The sequence below is a fragment of the Acrocarpospora catenulata genome, assembly GCF_018476525.1.
GTDB lineage: Bacteria > Actinomycetota > Actinomycetes > Streptosporangiales > Streptosporangiaceae > Acrocarpospora > Acrocarpospora catenulata.
In genome coordinates, this window is sequence record NZ_JAHCST010000001.1 from 240501 (window position 1) to 257502 (window position 17002).

Sequence of the window (17002 nt, forward strand, 5' to 3'; positions counted from 1 at the left end):
GCGTGAAGCTCGTGGTACAGGTGAAGCTGTGCCCGGATGAGACCACCGAAACGGCCCTCCGGGAGACATTGCATGTCTGCAACCGGGCCGCCAACCATGCCTCCCGCCGCGCCTTCCAGACCAGAGTGACGGGCAAGACCGCACTCCAGCGGCTCGTCTACGGCGAATTGAAGCAGATGGGCCTGTCCGCACAGCCCGCGATCCACGCCGCGCGGAAGACCGCTGGGGCGTACGCCACTTTGAAGGCGAACCTTAAGGCGGGCAACTACGGCCCTGAAGGATCCAAACGCCGGACCAAGGTAGAGTCAAAGCCGATCCGGTTCCGCAAGGACGCCGCCCAGCCGTTCGACGACCGCTGCCTGTCCTGGCAGATCGACGCCCGGACCGTGTCCATCTGGACCGTACGCGGCCGCTCCGCACGGATCGCGTTCCAGTGCTCGCCCGATCAGCTGAAGATGCTCGCCGAGTACCGGAAGGGCGAATCCGACCTGGTGTTCCGGGGCGGGACCTGGTACCTGTACGCCACCTGCGACATCCCCGACCCCGAGGTGAAGGACCCGGTGAACGGGTTCCTCGGCGTGGACCTCGGCATCGCCAACATCGCCACCACCAGCGACGGCACCGTACATGCCGGAAAGCATCTGAACCAGATCCGGCACCGCAACCGACGCTTACGCACACGCTTGCAGAAGAAGGGCACCAAGTCCGCCAAGCGCCTGCTGCGCAAGCTCTCCGGCCGTGAGCAACGGTTCGCGGCCGACATCAACCATCGCATCTCCAAGACCATCGTGACCGAGGCTGAACGCACCTCGCGCGGCATCGCCCTGGAAGACCTCGGCGGCATCCGCGAGAGGGTACGGCTCTGCAAGCCCCAGCAGGTCACGCTGCACTCCTGGAGCTTCCAGCAGTTCGGCCGGTTTGTCGCCTACAAGGCGGCCCGCGCCGGAGTGCCGGTGGTCCACGTGGATCCGCGCCACACCTCCCAAGAGTGCTGCGAGTGTGGCCACATCTCGAAGAGGAACCGCCCTAACCAAGCGACTTTCCGTTGCACGTCGTGCGGCTTCGCTGAGCACGCCGACGTGAACGCAGCCCGCAACATCGCCTCGCGCGGTGTCACGGGCTGGGCAGTGAGTCACGCTGCCGAGGACGCGGCCTGAACCGTCGAATCCATCGATGGCGAGGAGCTGCAAGCTCGGTCCCTCAGGACCGAGAAGCTGACTAAGTCTGTTAGTCGGGTGCCCGCAATGACCGCCAGATCGGGTCAGGCAGCACCCGCGCGGCCTCGGCGAGGTCGATGCCCGGGGCCCCGGCCAGCCACCGCCGGGTCACCTCCGAGAGTGGGCCGATCAGCAGCATCTCGATCAGCGGGAGCGGCAGGTCGGCCACCCTGCCGGCCGCGATGTGCGGGCGTAGCCAGGCGACCAGTCGTTCCAGCTGCGGGGCCTTGCGGGCGGCGATCAAGTCGGCGTGACCGGCCGTGTGCGGGGCCCCGTGAATGAACCTGGCCTTGGCCGGGGCGGACGCCACGAAGGACAGGTAGGCACCGACCACGGCCCGGACGCCGGTGCGCGGTGTGCGGGTCTTCTCCAGGGCCGTGATGAGCGCGTCCAGCAGTTCGCTCATGCACTCGGAGTAGATCGCGGCGGCGAGGCCGTCGAAGCTGCCGAAATGGTGGTAGAGGCTGCCCACGCTGACCCCGCTGCGCGTGGTCACCTCGCGCAGCGTGAAAGCGTCCTCGGTGAAGGCAGCCAGCCCCGTGTCCAGCAGCCGCCGGACGGTCTCCTCGCTCCGCCGCTGTCTCATCCGACCCCGGTGAGCGCCGCCGCCTGCCGCCAGATCCGCTCGCCCAGCTCCTGGTCCAGGTGGACCGGCAACTCCTTGTCGACGTTGAAGAACCGCCCCGAGCCCTTCTCCTCCAGGGCCAGCCGCACCACCGGCGTGGCGCCGTGCTCGGGGGCGGTCCAGAAGAACTTGGCCGCCTTCAGGACGAGCCCCAGCACGCCGCCCCGGTCTCCCAGACCGGTACGGATCACTCCCGGGTGCAGCGCGTCGATGGTCACCCCGGCATCCTGCCACCGCCGGGCGAAGAGCGGGAGCGTGAGCACGTTGCACAGCTTGGTGTCCGCGTAGGTCCGCACCGGATGGAAGTCCAGCCCGTACGCCGTGCGCTCGGGGTCGGCCTTTCCTTTGACGAACAACCCCGCGCTGACCTGCACCACCCGCCGGAGCCTGTCCTCCAGCAGGTGGTTGAGGAGGAACGGCGCCAGGTGGTTGACCGCGAACGCCTCCTCGACCCCGTCGGCGGTGAGCACCCGGCGGCTCGGCCAGAGGCCCGCGTTGTGCACCAGCACCTCGATCTCCGGGCAGAGCCGGCGCAGTTCCTCGGCCAGGATGCGCACCCCGGCCACCGTGCTCAGGTCGCCGGCCACCAGGTCCACCTCGCCCGGCAGCTCCCGGACGGCCGCCGCGCCCCGCGCCGGGTCCCGGGCGACCAGCACCACCCGGCGCCCGGTCCGCGCCAGCCGCTCGCACACCGCGTACCCGATCCCCCGGTTGCCACCGGTCACCACCACGCTCATGCCGAGCAGCATATTTAGAGCGTTTCTCTAGAGCAAGTCTCTAGAAAATCGGCCCACGCATCCCCCGCAGATCAGCTTCGATCCCGGCCGCCGTATCGGCCAGGGCCGGGAGCAGCGCGGCCCTGATCCCCTCCGGCGTGCCCCGGGCCGCGTGCGTGGCCACGTTGACCGCGGCCACCGCCCGCCCCGCCCCGTCCCGCACCGGCACCGCCAGCGACCGCAGCCCCTCCTCCAGTTCCTCGTCCACCAGCGCGAACCCGTCCGCCGCGACCTCCCGCAGCACCACGTCCAGATCGGTACGGCTGCGCGGGGTGAACGCCCGCGGCGGCTCCCGGGTGAGCAACTCGGCCTGGACGGCGGGCGGCAGGCCGGCCAGCAGCACCCGGCCCATCGAGGTGGCGTACGCGGGCAGCCGGGTGCCCACCGTGATGTCCACGCTCATGATCCGGTAGGCGGGCACCCGGGCCACGTACCGGATCTGGGTGCCGTCCAGCACCGCCATCGAGACCGACTCCCCGATGCGTTCGGCCAGGTCCGCCAGGTGCGGGGCGACGATCTCCTCGAAGGTCATAGAGGACAGCCGCCCGTACCCGAGCCCCAGCACCTTCGGCCGGGCCGCGAACCGGCGGCCGGACTGCGCGGCGTACCCGAGCGCGACCAGGGTGAGCAGCGAGCGGCGCGCGGTGGCTCTGGGCAGCCCGGTCGCCTCGGCCACCTGGGTCAGCGTCAGCCCGCCCGCCCCGCCGCCGAGCGCGGCCAGCACGGCCAGTCCGCGGGCCAGCGACTGGAGGAACTCCGCGCCGATCTCGTTCTTGGCGGCGAGGGCGGGATCCGACACCGGCGGGTCGACCGGGACCGGCTCCAGCGGGCGCTCCGGGGGCCAGCACGGTGCTTCGGCGCGCAGGCGGGGGACCACCAGCTCGGCCAGGGAGCCGATCGAGTGCCGGCTGGTATGGCTGACCACGCTCACCGCGCAGACTGGGCGCCCGTCCTGGCCGGTCACCGGGACCGCCACGGCGATCAGGCCGGGCTCGATCAGCTGGTCGTCCTCCGCCCAGCCGCGGGCGCTCTCGGCCGCCCGGTGGCGGAAGGCGGCCTCCCCGCCGGGGTCGCGCGGCACCACCACCGGGCCCCCGTTCAGGGCCGATCGCCGCCAGCCCGCCCAGTCCGTCTCGCTCCACCCGGCCGCGAACAGGGCGCCGGGGGCGCACCGCTCGGCCGGGAGCAGGTCGCCGATCCGGAAAACCGGGGACATGGTGCGCCGCCGGATGATCTGGGTGACGAACCGCACGCCGTCGCCGTCGGGGTCCCCGTCCGGCACGGCCACCGAGACCGACTCGTCGAACTCGGCGGCCAGTCGCGCGGTCAGCGGTTCCAGGGCGTCGGGGATGCCGCTGCCGGTCAGGTAGGCGTTGCCCAGTTCCAGCAGGCGGGGCGTGAGCCGTACCGTGCGGTCGGATTCGCGGACGTAGCCGAGCCGGATCAGCGTGGCCAGCACCCGGTCCACGGTCGAGCGGGCCAGGCCGGTGTGGCGGGCCAGGTCGCTGGGCCGGACCGGACCGGTGGGCGCCATCGCCCGGAGCACGGCCAGGCCGCGTTCCAGTGGTCCGACCGAGGCGTCGCGTGTCGTTGACATCCGTCCCGTCCTAGGGGGAGACTCCTTTTCAGCATTGATTATGAACTTTTGTTCATCCGGCGAACAAGAGGGGATATGGCGGAAATCCTGAGTCTTCAGGAGGCGGTGGCGCGTCTGGTCCGGCCCGGGCAGACCGTGGCGATGGAGGGCTTCACCCATCTGATTCCATTCGCCGCCGCGCACGAGGTGATCCGGCAGGGCATCACCGATCTCACCCTGGTCCGGATGACGCCTGACGTGATCTACGACCAGCTGATCGGCATGGGCGCCGCCCGCAAGCTGGTCTTCTCCTGGGGCGGCAACCCGGGCGTCGGCTCGCTGCACCGGTTCCGCGACGCGGTCGAGAACGGCTGGCCGCGCCCGCTGGAACTGGACGAGCACAGCCACGCCGGCATGGCCAACCGGTACGTCGCGGGCGCCTCGCGGCTGCCGTTCGCGGTGCTGCGCGGCTACCGGGGGAGCGATCTGCCGACCCGGTCGGCCACCATCTCGACCGTGCGGTGCCCGTTCACGGGGGAGGAGCTGGCGGCGGTGGCCGCGGTCAACCCCGACGTGACCGTGATCCACGCCCAGCGGGCCGACCGCGCCGGGAACGTGCAGCTCTGGGGTCTGGTCGGGATCCAGAAGGAGGCGGCGCTGGCGGCCGACCGGGTCCTGGTGACCGTCGAGGAGATCGTCGACACGCTGGACCCCCGCCCTGGGGCGGTCGTGCTGCCCGCCTGGGCGGTGCACGCGGTGGCGGTGGCGCCCGGCGGGTCGCATCCGTCGTACACGGCCGGGTACTCGGTGCGGGACAACGACTTCTACCAAGCCTGGGACCCCATCTCCAGGGACCGGGAGACCTTCCTGGCCTGGATGCGCACCCACGTCCTGGAGGCCGCGTGAACTGGACGCCGGACGACCTGATGACCGTCAACGCCGCACGGGCGCTGGCGGGGGCGGGGACCTGCTTCGTGGGGATCGGGCTGCCCAGCGCGGCGGCCAACCTGGCCAGGCGGACCATCGCGCCCGATCTGGTACTGATCTACGAGTCGGGCACGCTCGGCTCCAAGCCGACCACGCTGCCGCTCTCCATCGGGGACGGGGAACTGGCCGACACCGCCGACGCGGTGATCTCGGTGCCGGAGATCTTCAACTACTGGCTCCAGGCCGGGCGGATCGACGTCGGCTTCCTGGGCGCGGCGCAGGTGGACCGGTACGCCAACATCAACACCACCGTGATCGACCGCGGGCCGGACCGGCCGGAGGGGCGGCTGCCCGGGGCCGGCGGCGCGCCGGAGATCGCGGCCAGCTGCGGGAAGGTGCTGATGGTCCTCCGGCACTCCCGGCGAAATTTCGTGGAAAAGCTGGATTTTGTGACAACAGTCGGGCATGGCTCCGGGCCCGGGGACCGGGCCAGGCTGGGGCTGCCCGGGGCGGGGCCGGTGACGGTGATCACCGATCTCGGGGTGCTCCGGGCCGACCCGGAGACGGCGGAGCTGGTGCTCACCGAGGTCCACCCAGGCGTCGAGGTCGAGCAGGTCGTCGAGGCCACCGGCTGGAAACTCCGTACCGCCGCGACCGTGGGCGTGACCGCGCCCCCCACCACCGAAGAACTGACCGCGTTGCGTGATTTGAGGAGGGTGTGATGGGTGACCCGTTGACACAGGCGGACATCGATCGGGAGATCGCCGACATCGGCGCGGCCGTCGCCAAGGCGGTGGCCGCAGGTGAGCCGGAGCCCGAGCGGGTGACCCGCGACTACCCGCCCTACCGCAGCAGCCTGCTCCGCCACCCGCGCCACCCGCTCATCCTGACCGAGGAGGCCGAGGTCGAGCTGCGCGGCCCCGTGTTCGGCGTGACCGACGTGACCGACCTGGACCGCGACCTCACCCTGCACCACACCGGGGAGCCCCTCGGCGAGCGCATCACGGTCACCGGCCGCATCCTGGACCGTGCCGGGCGGCCGGTCCGCGGTCAGCTCGTCGAGGTCTGGCAGGCCAACGCCGCGGGCCGGTACGCCCACCAGCGCGACCAGCACCCCGCCCCGCTGGACCCCAACTTCACCGGCACCGGCCGCTGCCTCACCGACGACGAGGGCCGCTACTCCTTCGTCACCATCAAGCCGGGCGCCTATCCGTGGAAGAACCACGTCAACGCCTGGCGTCCGGCGCACATTCACTTCTCCATCTTCGGCACGGCCTTCGCGCAGCGGCTGGTCACCCAGATGTACTTTCCCAACGACCCGCTGTTCCCGTACGACCCGATCTACAACTCGGTGACCGGCGAGGCGGCCAGGCAGCGGATGATCGCCCGCTACGATCACGACCTGTCCAGCCCGGAGTGGTCGCTCGGGTACCGGTGGGACATCGTGCTGGACGGGCCCTCGGCGACGTGGATGGAGGAAGGCCGGTGAAACCGACGCCCTCGCAGACGGTGGGGCCGTTCTTCGGGTACGCGCTGCCGCAGGCGGGCGGGGGAGACCTGGCCCCCGCCGGGCACCCGGACGCGGTGGTCGTGCACGGGCACGTGTACGACGGCGCCGGGGACCCCATCCCGGACGCGCTGCTGGAGTTCTGGCAGGCCGACCCCGCCGGGAGCCTCACCGGCAAGCCGGGGTCGATGCGGCGGGACCACGTGGACGGCAGTTTCGCCGGGCGGGACGGGGTCCGGTTCACCGGGTTCGCCCGGGTCGCCACCGACGCCGACGGTCACTGGGCCCTCCGCACGCTCCCGCCGGGGGCGGCCACGCCGGGGCGTCCCCCGTACATCTCGGTCTGCGTGTTCGCGCGCGGCCTGCTCCAGCACCTCTACACTCGCGTCTACCTCGAACCCGGCACCGACCCGCTGCTGGCGTCCCTGGACCCCGGCCGCCGCGCCACCCTGCTGGCGACCCCGGAGTCCCCGGGCGTCTACACCCACGACATCCGCCTCCAGGGGGATGGGGAAACGGTCTTCCTTGACTTCGGATGAGGCTGGCGACTTCGGGCTGACCGCTCCCATCTGGGCGGGCACCCCGGCCGAGGCCGCGACCGGCGACCTGGCGTTCCTCCGCGCCCTGCTGGACGCGGAGGTCGCCCTGGCCGGCATCACCTCCACCGATATTTCGGACATCGCCGCCGCGGCCGACGAGCTGCTCCCGCACGCCGTCCGCGACCTCGCCCGGCGGGCCGCCCCCGCCGGGGGCAACCCCGTCATCCCCCTGGTCAAGGCCCTCACCGAGGCGGTCGCCGCGCGGAACCCGGCCGCCGCCGAGTCCGTGCACCTCGGGGCCACCAGCCAGGACATCATGGACACCGCGTTCATGCTGGTGGCCTCCAGAACCCGGACCGGCCTGCTCGCCGACCTCACCCGCGCGGCGAGCGCCCTCGAACACCTGGCGGCCGAACACGCGCACACCCCGATGGCCGCCCGCACCCTCACCCAGCAGGCGCTCCCCACCACCTTCGGCCTGAAGGCCGCGGGCTGGCGCGACCTCGTCCTGGACGCCCACGACCGCCTGGCCTCCGTCGTGCTCCCCGCCCAGCTCGGCGGCGCCGCCGGAACCCTCGCCGCCTTCGGCGCGGAACTCCCGCCCGAGAGCGTGCTCGCCCTGCCGGACGCCTTCGCCGCCGAACTCGGCCTGGCCCCGCCCCGGCTGCCCTGGCACACCCTGCGCACCCCGGTCGCCGAACTTGGCACCGCGCTCGCCGTCACCGTCGGCTCGCTCGGCAAGCTGGCGGCCGACGTGCTGGTCCTCACCCGCACCGAGATCGGCGAGCTCGCCGAGGGCTCCGGCGGCGGCTCCTCGGCGCTGCCGCACAAGAGCAACCCCGTACGGGCCACTCTGATCGCGGCCGCCGCCCGGACCGCCCCGGCCCTGGCCGCCGTACTGCTCGGCTCCCTCGCGGCGGAGGACGAACGCCCCGCCGGGGCCTGGCACGCCGAATGGCTGCCCCTGCGCGACCTCCTCCGCCTGGCAGGCGGCGCCGCCCACCACGCCGCCGTCCTGGCCGAGGGCCTGCGCGTGAACCCCGGCCGCATGCGCGACAACCTCGCCTTCACCCGGGGACTGGTCACCGCCGAGCACGTCGCCGCCGGGCTCGCGCCCATACTCGGCCGCCGCCAGGCCCGCGACCTGGTCACCACGGCCTCCCGGAAGGCCGCCGCCGCCGGGATCCCGCTCCGGGTGACCCTGGACGAGGAACTCGGACCCCTGACCGGCCACCCGAGCCCCGAACTGCTGGACGAGCTCTGCGACCCGGCCGCCTATCTGGGCTCGGCGCCCGCGCTCACCCTCCGGGCCTTGGCCCGCCGACCCGCCGGAGGCTGACTTGCTGCACTACCAGGTGAACGGCCCCGCCGGCGCTCCGCCGCTGCTGCTCGGGCCGTCGCTGGGCACCTCCCTCGCCGTCTGGGAGGCCCAGGCCCGGGAACTCGGGCGACATTTCCGGGTGGTCAGGTTCGACCTGCCGGGGCACGGCGGGTCCGCCTTCCGCGACCTGGCCACCGTGCGCGAGCTGGCGGATCTCGTCCTGGGCGTGGCCGACGAGCTCGGGATCGCCCGGTTCCACTACGCCGGGATCTCCCTGGGCGGGGCGATCGGCGGCTGGCTCGCCGTCCACCACGCCACCCGGGTCCGGTCCCTGGCCATGATCTGCTCGGCCGCGCGCTTCGGCGAACCCGAGAACTGGCGGGAGAGGGCCCGCCGGGTCCGTGCCGAAGGCACGGACTGGCTGGCCGAATCCGCGCTCACGCGATGGTTCACCCCGGCCGGCGCGGACACTCCCGCCGCGCAGCGCATGATCACCGACCTGCGCGCGGCCGACCCCGAGGCCTACGCCGCCTGCTGCGACGCGCTCGCCGCCTACGACCTGCACCGCGACCTCCCGCGCATCACCGCCCCCACCCTCGTCGTGGCCGGGCGCGAGGACCCCGCGACCCCACCGCCCCTGGCCAGGGAACTCGCCGACGCCATCCCGGACGCCACCCTGGTCGAGATCGCCCGAGCCGCCCACCTGGCCCCGGTGGAACAGCCCGCCGCCGTACTGGCCGCCCTCCGTGCCCACCTGCCCGCCGAGGAGGGCATGGCCGTACGCCGGGCGGTCCTGGGCGACGACCACGTCGACCGCGCCATCGCCAGAACCACCGACTTCACCGCCGACTTCCAGGACCTCATCACCCGGTACGCCTGGGGCGAGATCTGGACCCGCCCAGGACTGGACCGCCGCACCCGCAGCTGCATCACGCTCACCGCCCTGGTCGCGGGCGGCCACCTGGAAGAACTGGCCATGCACGTGAAGGCGGCACTCCGCAACGGTCTCACGCCCGACGAGATCAAGGAGGTGCTGCTCCAGAGCGCCGTCTACTGTGGAGTCCCCGCCGCCAATTCCGCCTTCGCCGTCGCCCAGCGGACCCTGGAGCAGCACCCCCACGGGAGGACCTGATGCACGCCACCGTCGCCATCATCGGAGCCGGCCCGGCCGGGCTGCTGCTCGCGCGCCTGCTGCACAACGCCGGCATCGACTCGGTCGTGCTGGAACACCGCGACCGCGCGTACGTGGAGCACCGCCAGCGGGCCGGCATGCTGGAGCAGACCACCGTGGACGCGCTCCGCGCCGCCGGGGCCGCCGCCCGGCTGGACCGGGAGGGTCTGGTCCACCACGGCATCGAGCTCCGCTTCGACCGGCGGGCCCACCGCCTGGACTTCCCGGACCTCACCGGCGGCCGGAGCGTCATGATCTACGCGCAGACCGAGATCGTGAAGGACCTGGTCGCGCTCCAGCTGGCCGAGGGCGGCCCGCTGCTGTTCGAGACCCAGGCCGTCGGCATCGAGGACGGCCTGGTCCGCTTCCTCCGCGACGGCGTCGAGGAGAAGCTGACCTGCGAGTTCGTGGTCGGCTGCGACGGCTTCCACGGCATCTCCCGGGCCGCCCTGCCGAACGCCCGGGTCTACGAGCGGGAGTACCCCTACTCCTGGCTGGGCATCCTGGCCGACGTGCCGCCCTCCTGCGAGGAGCTCATCTACGCCCACTCAGAACGCGGCTTCGCCCTGCACAGCATGCGCTCGGCCACGGTCAGCCGCCTCTACCTCCAGGTGCCCAACGACGCCGACCCGGAACACTGGCCGGACGACCGTATCTGGGACGAACTGGAGGCCCGCTTCGCGGTGGACGGCGACTGGAAGCTCTCCCGCGGCCCGATCACCCAGAAGGCCGTCACGCCCATGCGCAGCTTCGTCACCGAGCCCATGCGCCACGACCGCCTGTTCCTGGCCGGCGACGCCGCCCACATCGTCCCCCCGACCGGCGCCAAGGGCCTCAACCTCGCCGTGGCCGACGTCGTCGTCCTCGCCGAAGCCCTGGAACACTGGCGGAGAACCGGCGCCACCGACCTCCTGGACGCCTACTCCGACACCTGCCTGCGCCGCGTCTGGCGCGCCGAGCACTTCTCCTACTTCATGACCACCCTGCTCCACCTGGCCCCCGGCCAGACCGGCTTCGACACCCGCCTCCAGCTCTCCCAGCTCGACCGCATCGCCACCTCCCGGCACGCCGCGGCCGAACTGGCGGAGAACTACACCGGCGTCGCCCTACGGCAGTAGCGCGCAGAGCACCCGGTCGTTGCCGCGCTGCCAGAGGGGGCCGATCTCGGTGAACCCGGCCGCGCGCAGGGCCGTGACGTGGCTGTCCAGCAGCAGGGACTCCGAGCCGTGGTGGGTGGCGGAGCGGTCCAGGACGAGCGGGCCCAGGTCGGGGTCCGCGGCGACGGCGCCCCACCACTGGGACCAGTCCTCGGGCGGTGCGTCGCCGTACCGGCGCGCGGTGGCCTGGTCGGCCAGGGACTCCTCCAGGCGGCGGAGGCGGGGCGCGGAGGCCGCCAGGTGGTCGCCGTTGAGATACATGCCGCCGGGGTGGAGCACCCCGGCCAGTTCGGCGTACACGGCTCTGAGCGACGGTTCTGAGATCCAGTGCAGGGCGGTGGTGCTGACCGCCGCGTCGGCCGGGCGGTCCAGGCCCAGCGCCGCCGTCCAGCCGGGCTCGCGCAGGTCCTGGCGGACGAAGCGGAGGCCGGGCAGGTGGCCGTACTCGGCCTCGCCCAGGGCGAGCAGCAGCGGGTCGGTGTCCACGGCCACCACGGTCGCCTCCGGGAGGCGCGCCAGCAGCCGGGCGGACAGCGAGCCGGGGCCGCAGCCCAGGTCGATCACCAGCGGGTCTGGCCGGTGGGCCGCGACCGCGTCGATCAGTGCGGTGAAGCGCTCCTCCCGGTAGGGCAGGTAGCCCTCCTGCTGCCGGTCCCAGCGCTCGATCCAGGTGTGGGCGCGCTCGCGGGTCAGCATGTCAACTCCTCTGTCACTGTCGTCTATCATTTCGACAGTCACCAACGTAGAACCGAGAATGTAACTGGTCAAGTGAACTTCAACAGTCACTCAGATTTGGTGGTGGCCGTGGCCGTGGCCCTGGTCAACACCCTCACCCCAGGGGAACGGCGGGGCAGGCCGTACCGGATCCCCGAGGGGGAGGCGCGGCGCGCGGCCGTGGCCGAGGCGTTGCGCATGCGGCGGGAGATCACCGAGGAGGAGGCCGACGAGCTGGAGCGGTACGCCGCGCGGTTGCGCCAGGTCTTCGACGCGGTGGCGGCGGGGGACCTGGACCGGGCCGCCGGGCGGCTCAACCGGCTGCTGCGGGACACCGAGGCCCGCCCGCACCTGGACCGCCACGACGGCGAACCCTGGCACCTGCACTTCCACGGCACCGGCGGCACCCTGGGCGGGGACTGGGCGGCCTCCTGCGCCACCGGCCTGGCCATCGTGCTCGGCAGCGAACTCCACGACCGCCTCGGCGTCTGCACGGCGGGCCGCTGCGACCGCGTCTACGTGGACGTCTCCCGCAACGGCACCCGGCGGTACTGCTCCACCGCCTGCCAGAACCGGGTGAAGACCGCCGCGTTCCGAGATCGCGGGCTGATCAAGGAGCGATAACGGAGGGATGAAGGGTTGTGAGCAGGCGGTAGCGTCGCAGGCATGCGACTTGGTGTCCTCGATGTCGGCTCCAACACGGTGCACCTGCTGGTGATGGACGCGCACCGGGGAGCCAGGCCGTTGCCCGCCTATTCCCACAAGGTGGAGCTGCGGCTGGCCGAGCATCTGGACGGGGACCGGCTCTCCGCCGGCGGGGCCGAGCAACTGCACGGATTCGTCCAGGAGGCGCTGCGGATCGCCGAGGACAAGGGCGTGGAGGAGCTGATCGCGTTCGCCACCTCGGCCGTGCGGGACGCGGTCAACGGGGAGGAGGTGCTCAGCCAGATCAGGGCCGACACCCAGGTGGACATCGAGGTGCTCAGCGGCACCGACGAGGCCCGGCTGACCTTCCTCGCGGTGCGGCGGTGGTTTGGCTGGTCGTCGGGGCGGCTGCTGGTGCTGGACATCGGCGGCGGCTCGCTGGAGATCGCCTCCGGCATCGACGAGCGGCCCGACACCGCCGTCTCGCTCCCGCTCGGGGCCGGACGGCTGACCCGCGAGTGGTTCACCGCCGACCCGCCGTCCAGGGACGAGGTGCGCGCCCTGCGCCGGCACATCCGCGCCGTGATCGGCCGCAGCGTCGGCGACGTCATCCGGTACGGCCGGCCCGACCACGCCGTGGCCACCTCCAAGACCTTCCGCCAGCTGGCCAGGATCGGCGGCGCCGCCCCCTCCAGCGAGGGCACGTACGCCAAGCGCACGCTCACCCACGAGTCGGTCAGCCACTGGACGGCCAAGCTGGCCGACATGACCGCCGCCCAGCGCGGCACCCTGCCGGGGGTCTCCGCCGGCCGGGCCGCCCAGCTGCTGGCCGGTGCCCTGGTCGCCGACGCCACCATGGACCTGTACGAGCTGCCCGTCCTGGAGATCTGCCCCTGGGCGCTCCGCGAGGGCGTCATCCTGCGCCGGTTGGACGTGCTTCCGGGAGGGGCCTCACCTGGCGAATAGGTAAGGAGTGCATTCGGATAGATCGGGCAAGCGCTTCAAAAGGATCGGGGAGGAGGCGTATTGGTCGACCTGGCAGGCGTACTGATGTCCATTCTGGTGGTCGTGGGGCTGGCGGTGCTGGCACTGCTGCTGATCTCGATCATGACGCTGGTCGGGCTGGCCGTGCTGGCGGCCACCATCGCCTACAAAAGGACACCAAGCATGAAATAAGGTCATCCGGGGACATTGTGACCTATGGGAGGTCCGGGAGAGCCGACCGCCGCCGAGCGCGGCGTGCTGGTGATCATCTCTGCGCTGATGCTGGCCCTCCTGCTGGCCGCCCTCGACCAGACCATCGTCTCCACCGCGCTGCCCACCATCGTCGGCGAGTTCGGCGGCCTCAGCCACCTGTCCGTGGTGGTCACCGCGTACCTGCTGACCACCACGGTCTCCGCCCCCCTCTGGGGCAAACTGGGCGACCAGTACGGCCGCAAGGGCCTCTTCCAGGCCGCCATCGTCCTCTTCCTGATCGGCTCGGTGCTCTGCGGCCAGGCCAGGAGCCTGAGCGAGCTGATCGCCTTCCGCGCGGTCCAGGGGCTGGGCGGCGGCGGCCTCATCGTGCTGGCCATGGCCATCGTCGGCGACGTGATGGCCCCCCGCGACCGGGGCCGCTACCAGGGCCTGTTCGGCGGCGTCTACGCCTTCGCCAGCGTCATCGGCCCGCTGGTCGGCGGCCTGTTCGTGGACCACCTCACCTGGCGCTGGGTCTTCTACGTCAACCTGCCGATCGGCGCCGCCGCGCTGACCGCCATCGCGCTCGTCCTGCCCCGCCGGGACGGGCAGGCCCGGCAGACCATCGACTACCTCGGCGCCGCCGTGCTCACCGCCGCCGTGACCTGCGTCGTGCTGATCAGCACCTGGGCCGGCACCCAGTACGCCTGGAGCTCCCCTGAGATCCTCGGCCTGGCCGCGCTGACCCTCGCCCTGATCTCGATCTTCGCCCTGGTGGAGCGGCGCGCGGCCGAGCCGGTGCTGCCGCTGCGGCTGCTCCGCGTGGACGTCTTCCGGGTGGCCGTCCTGATCGCCGTCGTCACCGGGTTCGCGATGATGGGCTCGCTCGCCTACCTGCCCCTCTTCCTCCAGGTCGCGCACGGCGTCTCGGCCACCGCCTCCGGCCTCTACCTGCTCCCGCTCATGGTCGGCCTGCTCGGCATGTCCATCACCTCCGGCCGCCTCATCAGCAGGACCGGCCGCTACCGGGTCTTCCCCATCATCGGCCTGGCCGTGACCACCGTGGCCATGCTGCTCCTGCACACCATCGACGAGACCACCCCGCTGGCCCTGTGCGGCCTGTACTTCTTCCTGCTCGGCGCCGGGCTCGGCATGGTCAACCAGGTGCTGGTGATCGCGGTGCAGAACGTGGTCGGCTACACCGACCTCGGGGTGGCCACCTCCTCGATCGCCTTCAGCCGCTCGATCGGCGGCGCGTTCGGCGTCTCCGTCTTCGGCTCGGTCTTCGCCGGCCGCCTGGCCGACACCCTCCGGCACGGCCTCGGCCTGCCGCCCGGCTTCGACCCCGCCGCCGTCCAGGGCGACCCGAAGGCGGTGCGCGCGCTGCCGCCCGCACTGGTCGGCCCGGTGGTGCACGCCTACGCCGAGTCGATCACCGCCATCTTCCTGGTCGCCGCCCCTGTCGCCTTCGTCGGCTTCCTGCTCGCCTGGCTCCTGCGCGAACTGCCGCTCCGCACCACCGCCCACAGCGCCGCCACCGACCTTGGCGACGGGTACGGCTGCCCGCGCGGGCCCACCTCCCAGGCCGAGATCGAACGCGCCCTCAGCCGCCTGATGCGCACCGACCCGGGGGCCGTCGCCCTCTACACCGACCTGGCCCACCGCGCCGGGTACGACTTCTCGGCCGGCACCACCTGGACGCTCTGCCGGGTGGCCAGGGAGGGCCGGGTGGCGCGCGCGGTCCTCGCCGAGCGGGCGGGGATCACGGTGGAGCAGGGCATGCCGTACGTGCAGCCGCTGGTGGAGCGCGGCCTGGTGGAACGGACCGGGCCGCTGCTGGTGATCACCGCGCCGGGCCTGCGCGCGGCCCGCCGCATGATCGGCATCCGCCGCCAGGCCCTGGCCCGCCACCTCGACGGCTGGGACCCCGACGCCCACCCCGAACTCACCCGCCTGCTCGCCCGCCTGGCCACCGAGACCGTCGGCTGCGACGCCGACGCCCGCGCGGTCTCCCCGGACAGAACCTCCCCTTGACACTCTCCCGAATTTGATTGAATCTTCAATTGACCTCGACGGGGAGGTTGCCGTCGAGGCCCCCTCGGCGACCTCCCCACGATCATCGAGTTCGACGCCGCCACCATGGTCCTCACCACCTTCGGCCGCGGCAACTTCGGCACCGTACGCGGCGACCTGACCCTGTCCGGCCGCTTCCTGAACCTGTTCTTCCGGATCTAGGGGTTCTCGGCGTCGTAGTCGCCGGGATCTCGGGAGAGCAGGTGTTTGGCCACGCGGGCGGTGGGGGTGCGGGGGAGGGCCTCCACCGTCTGCCAGTAGCGGGGGACCTTGAAGGGGGCCAGGTGGGCGGTGGCCCAGGCGTGGAGGTCGGCGAAGTCGAGGGGGCCGTTCGCGGGGACGACGAACGCCTTGATCTCCTCCTCGGAGAGTTCGGAGGGGACGCCGATGACCGCGCATTCGAGGACGGCGGGGTGGGCCGTGAGGACCTCCTCCACCTCCAGTGGGGAGAGGTTCTCGCCGCGCCGCCGGAGCACCTCCTTGCGGCGGGAGACGAAGGTGTAGACGCCCTCGTCGTCCACGGTCACCAGGTCGCCGGTGCGGAGCCAGCCGTCCTCGGTGATCACCTGGGCGGTCTCCTCGGGCATCTCCCAGTAGCCGGGGGTGATCACGGGGTTGCGGAGGAGGAGTTCGCCGTCCTTGATCCTGGCATGGTTGATCGTGCCGAGGGCGGGGTGCTGGCGGACCGTGCCGAGGGTGCCGAAGGGGCGGGAGCCGTGCGGCCAGATGAGGCCGTAGGGGGACTCGGAGAGGGCGTAGCCGACGACGACGCGCAGGCCGAAACGGCGTTCGATCTCCAGCTGGCGCTCCCGGGCGGGGGCGGGGCCGGTGTAGCAGAGGCGGAGCGGGGTGTCGGCGTCGTCCGGGTGTTCCGGGCGGCGCATGAGGATCTCCAGCATCGCGCCGATCGCGTTGAACTCGGTGGCGCCGTGGCGGCGGGCCGCCTCCAGGAAACCGCTCGCCGAGAAGCGCTCCAGCAGGATCAGCCCGGCGCCGCAGGCCAGTGAGCCGAGCACCGAGTACGCGGGCGCGTTGATGTGGAAGAGCGGCAGCGAGGTCATCAGCCGGTCCTCGGCGGTCAGCTTCATCCAGTACGGGAAACCCTCGCCCGCCAGCGCGTACGCCCGGTGGGTCTGCATCACCAGCTTGGAACGACCGGTGGTCCCTGAGGTGGGGATGAGCGTGGCCAGGTCGTCCGGCCCGGCCTCGACCGCGAGCTCGGCGTCCACCGGCGCGGTCCAGTCCCCGGCCAGTTGCTCCGCCAGGTCGTCGCCGACGGTCAGCCGCGGCCGGGTCTGCCGGGTCAGCCCCGCCAGCTCGGCCGGGGCGCTCGCCGGGTTGACGTAGACCGCGACCGCGCCCATGGCGGTCAGCGCCAGCCAGATCAGCAGGTACGGTGGCGTGTTGCGCGCCGTGGCCAGCACCCGGTCGCCCTCGCGCACCCCCAGCGCGCGCAGCCTCGCCACGGTCACGGCGGTACGCGCGGCGGCTCCCGCGAAGGTCAGGGAGCCGCCGTCGGCGCGGAGCCAGACGCCGCGGGGGTCGCGATCGGCCGCGGCCCGCAGCAGTCCCGGGATG

Annotated in this window: 17 protein-coding genes; 12 read left to right on the forward strand and 5 right to left on the reverse strand. The window is 72.4% G+C overall.

Translation table 11 applies throughout. The annotated features are described in order from the left end of the window. Window positions 1-2: 2 nt before the first annotated feature. Entirely contained in the window at window positions 3-1157 is a 1155-nt protein-coding gene (locus tag KIP79_RS01040; protein WP_214102934.1) for an RNA-guided endonuclease InsQ/TnpB family protein, read from the forward strand. A 70-nt stretch (window positions 1158-1227) separates the two neighbouring features. Here the strand turns inward: KIP79_RS01040 and KIP79_RS01045 are convergent, their stop codons facing one another. Genes KIP79_RS01045 through KIP79_RS49140 form a run of 3 tightly spaced genes read right to left on the reverse strand, consistent with a single transcriptional unit; the run spans window position 1228 to window position 4215 of the window. Beyond that, a complete protein-coding gene (locus KIP79_RS01045; RefSeq protein ID WP_214102738.1) occupies window positions 1228-1803 on the reverse strand; it encodes a TetR/AcrR family transcriptional regulator in 576 nt (191 codons plus the stop codon). After that, window positions 1800-2579, reverse strand: a complete 780-nt coding sequence (locus KIP79_RS01050) for an SDR family NAD(P)-dependent oxidoreductase (protein WP_214102739.1) — start codon at window positions 2577-2579, stop codon at window positions 1800-1802. The genes KIP79_RS01045 and KIP79_RS01050 overlap by 4 nt, the downstream gene beginning before the upstream one ends. Window positions 2580-2619: 40 nt before the next feature. Then, entirely contained in the window at window positions 2620-4215 is a 1596-nt protein-coding gene (locus tag KIP79_RS49140; protein WP_308169499.1) for an IclR family transcriptional regulator domain-containing protein, read from the reverse strand. Window positions 4216-4290: 75 nt separating this feature from the next. Between KIP79_RS49140 and KIP79_RS01065 the strand changes: the two genes are divergently transcribed. The 7 genes from KIP79_RS01065 to KIP79_RS01095 are packed head-to-tail and all read left to right on the forward strand — an operon-like array spanning window position 4291 to window position 10777. Further along, on the forward strand, window positions 4291-5100 hold the full coding sequence (locus KIP79_RS01065) for a CoA transferase subunit A (protein ID WP_214102740.1): 810 nt from the start codon (window positions 4291-4293) through the stop codon (window positions 5098-5100). A gap of 20 nt (window positions 5101-5120) precedes the next feature. After that, a complete protein-coding gene (locus KIP79_RS01070) occupies window positions 5121-5843 on the forward strand; it encodes a CoA-transferase subunit beta (protein ID WP_214102936.1) in 723 nt (240 codons plus the stop codon). After that, on the forward strand, window positions 5843-6610 hold the full coding sequence (gene pcaH / locus KIP79_RS01075) for a protocatechuate 3,4-dioxygenase subunit beta (protein WP_214102741.1): 768 nt from the start codon (window positions 5843-5845) through the stop codon (window positions 6608-6610). The genes KIP79_RS01070 and pcaH overlap by 1 nt, the downstream gene beginning before the upstream one ends. Further along, complete coding sequence (pcaG, locus tag KIP79_RS01080; RefSeq protein WP_214102742.1) at window positions 6607-7167, forward strand: protocatechuate 3,4-dioxygenase subunit alpha; 561 nt, start codon at window positions 6607-6609, stop codon at window positions 7165-7167. Before pcaH ends, pcaG begins: the two co-directional genes overlap by 4 nt. After that, complete coding sequence (locus tag KIP79_RS01085; RefSeq protein WP_250212483.1) at window positions 7154-8506, forward strand: lyase family protein; 1353 nt, start codon at window positions 7154-7156, stop codon at window positions 8504-8506. Before pcaG ends, KIP79_RS01085 begins: the two co-directional genes overlap by 14 nt. A 1-nt stretch (window position 8507) precedes the next feature. Beyond that, complete coding sequence (gene pcaDC / locus KIP79_RS01090; protein WP_214102744.1) at window positions 8508-9620, forward strand: bifunctional 3-oxoadipate enol-lactonase/4-carboxymuconolactone decarboxylase PcaDC; 1113 nt, start codon at window positions 8508-8510, stop codon at window positions 9618-9620. Next, on the forward strand, window positions 9620-10777 hold the full coding sequence (locus KIP79_RS01095; protein ID WP_214102745.1) for a 4-hydroxybenzoate 3-monooxygenase: 1158 nt from the start codon (window positions 9620-9622) through the stop codon (window positions 10775-10777). Before pcaDC ends, KIP79_RS01095 begins: the two co-directional genes overlap by 1 nt. Here the strand turns inward: KIP79_RS01095 and KIP79_RS01100 are convergent. Then, window positions 10766-11512 carry a class I SAM-dependent methyltransferase gene (locus KIP79_RS01100; protein WP_214102746.1) on the reverse strand — a complete coding sequence of 249 codons (747 nt, stop codon included), beginning with the start codon at window positions 11510-11512 and terminating at the stop codon, window positions 10766-10768. The genes KIP79_RS01095 and KIP79_RS01100 overlap by 12 nt on opposite strands. 102 nt (window positions 11513-11614) lie before the next feature. Between KIP79_RS01100 and KIP79_RS01105 the strand changes: the two genes are divergently transcribed. The 4 genes from KIP79_RS01105 to KIP79_RS01120 are packed head-to-tail and all read left to right on the forward strand — an operon-like array spanning window position 11615 to window position 15385. Further along, window positions 11615-12154: a CGNR zinc finger domain-containing protein gene (locus KIP79_RS01105; RefSeq protein WP_308169500.1), complete on the forward strand. Its 540-nt coding sequence runs from the start codon at window positions 11615-11617 to the stop codon at window positions 12152-12154. A gap of 42 nt (window positions 12155-12196) precedes the next feature. Next, window positions 12197-13141, forward strand: coding sequence for a Ppx/GppA family phosphatase (locus KIP79_RS01110; protein ID WP_214102748.1), 945 nt, complete (start codon window positions 12197-12199; stop codon window positions 13139-13141). A 60-nt stretch (window positions 13142-13201) separates the two neighbouring features. Further along, window positions 13202-13351: a hypothetical protein gene (locus KIP79_RS01115; protein ID WP_214102749.1), complete on the forward strand. Its 150-nt coding sequence runs from the start codon at window positions 13202-13204 to the stop codon at window positions 13349-13351. Window positions 13352-13375: 24 nt separating this feature from the next. Next, a complete protein-coding gene (locus KIP79_RS01120; RefSeq protein ID WP_214102750.1) occupies window positions 13376-15385 on the forward strand; it encodes an MFS transporter in 2010 nt (669 codons plus the stop codon). 197 nt (window positions 15386-15582) lie between these two features. Here KIP79_RS01120 and KIP79_RS01125 read toward each other — a convergent pair whose 3' ends face one another. Further along, window positions 15583-17001, reverse strand: coding sequence for an AMP-binding protein (locus KIP79_RS01125; RefSeq protein WP_308169521.1), 1419 nt, complete (start codon window positions 16999-17001; stop codon window positions 15583-15585). Between the last annotated feature and the right edge of the window lies 1 nt (window position 17002).

Coding starts and splice junctions, on each gene's coding strand:
- KIP79_RS01110 (WP_214102748.1), top strand. CDS start 12,197: ATGCGACTTGGTGTCCTCGATGTCGGCTCCAACACGGTGCACCTGCTG.
- pcaH (WP_214102741.1), top strand. CDS start 5,843: ATGGGTGACCCGTTGACACAGGCGGACATCGATCGGGAGATCGCCGAC.
- KIP79_RS01120 (WP_214102750.1), top strand. CDS start 13,376: ATGGGAGGTCCGGGAGAGCCGACCGCCGCCGAGCGCGGCGTGCTGGTG.
- KIP79_RS49140 (WP_308169499.1), bottom strand. CDS start 4,215: ATGTCAACGACACGCGACGCCTCGGTCGGACCACTGGAACGCGGCCTG.
- KIP79_RS01065 (WP_214102740.1), top strand. CDS start 4,291: ATGGCGGAAATCCTGAGTCTTCAGGAGGCGGTGGCGCGTCTGGTCCGG.
- KIP79_RS01100 (WP_214102746.1), bottom strand. CDS start 11,512: ATGCTGACCCGCGAGCGCGCCCACACCTGGATCGAGCGCTGGGACCGG.
- KIP79_RS01045 (WP_214102738.1), bottom strand. CDS start 1,803: ATGAGACAGCGGCGGAGCGAGGAGACCGTCCGGCGGCTGCTGGACACG.
- KIP79_RS01070 (WP_214102936.1), top strand. CDS start 5,121: ATGACCGTCAACGCCGCACGGGCGCTGGCGGGGGCGGGGACCTGCTTC.
- KIP79_RS01095 (WP_214102745.1), top strand. CDS start 9,620: ATGCACGCCACCGTCGCCATCATCGGAGCCGGCCCGGCCGGGCTGCTG.
- KIP79_RS01050 (WP_214102739.1), bottom strand. CDS start 2,579: ATGAGCGTGGTGGTGACCGGTGGCAACCGGGGGATCGGGTACGCGGTG.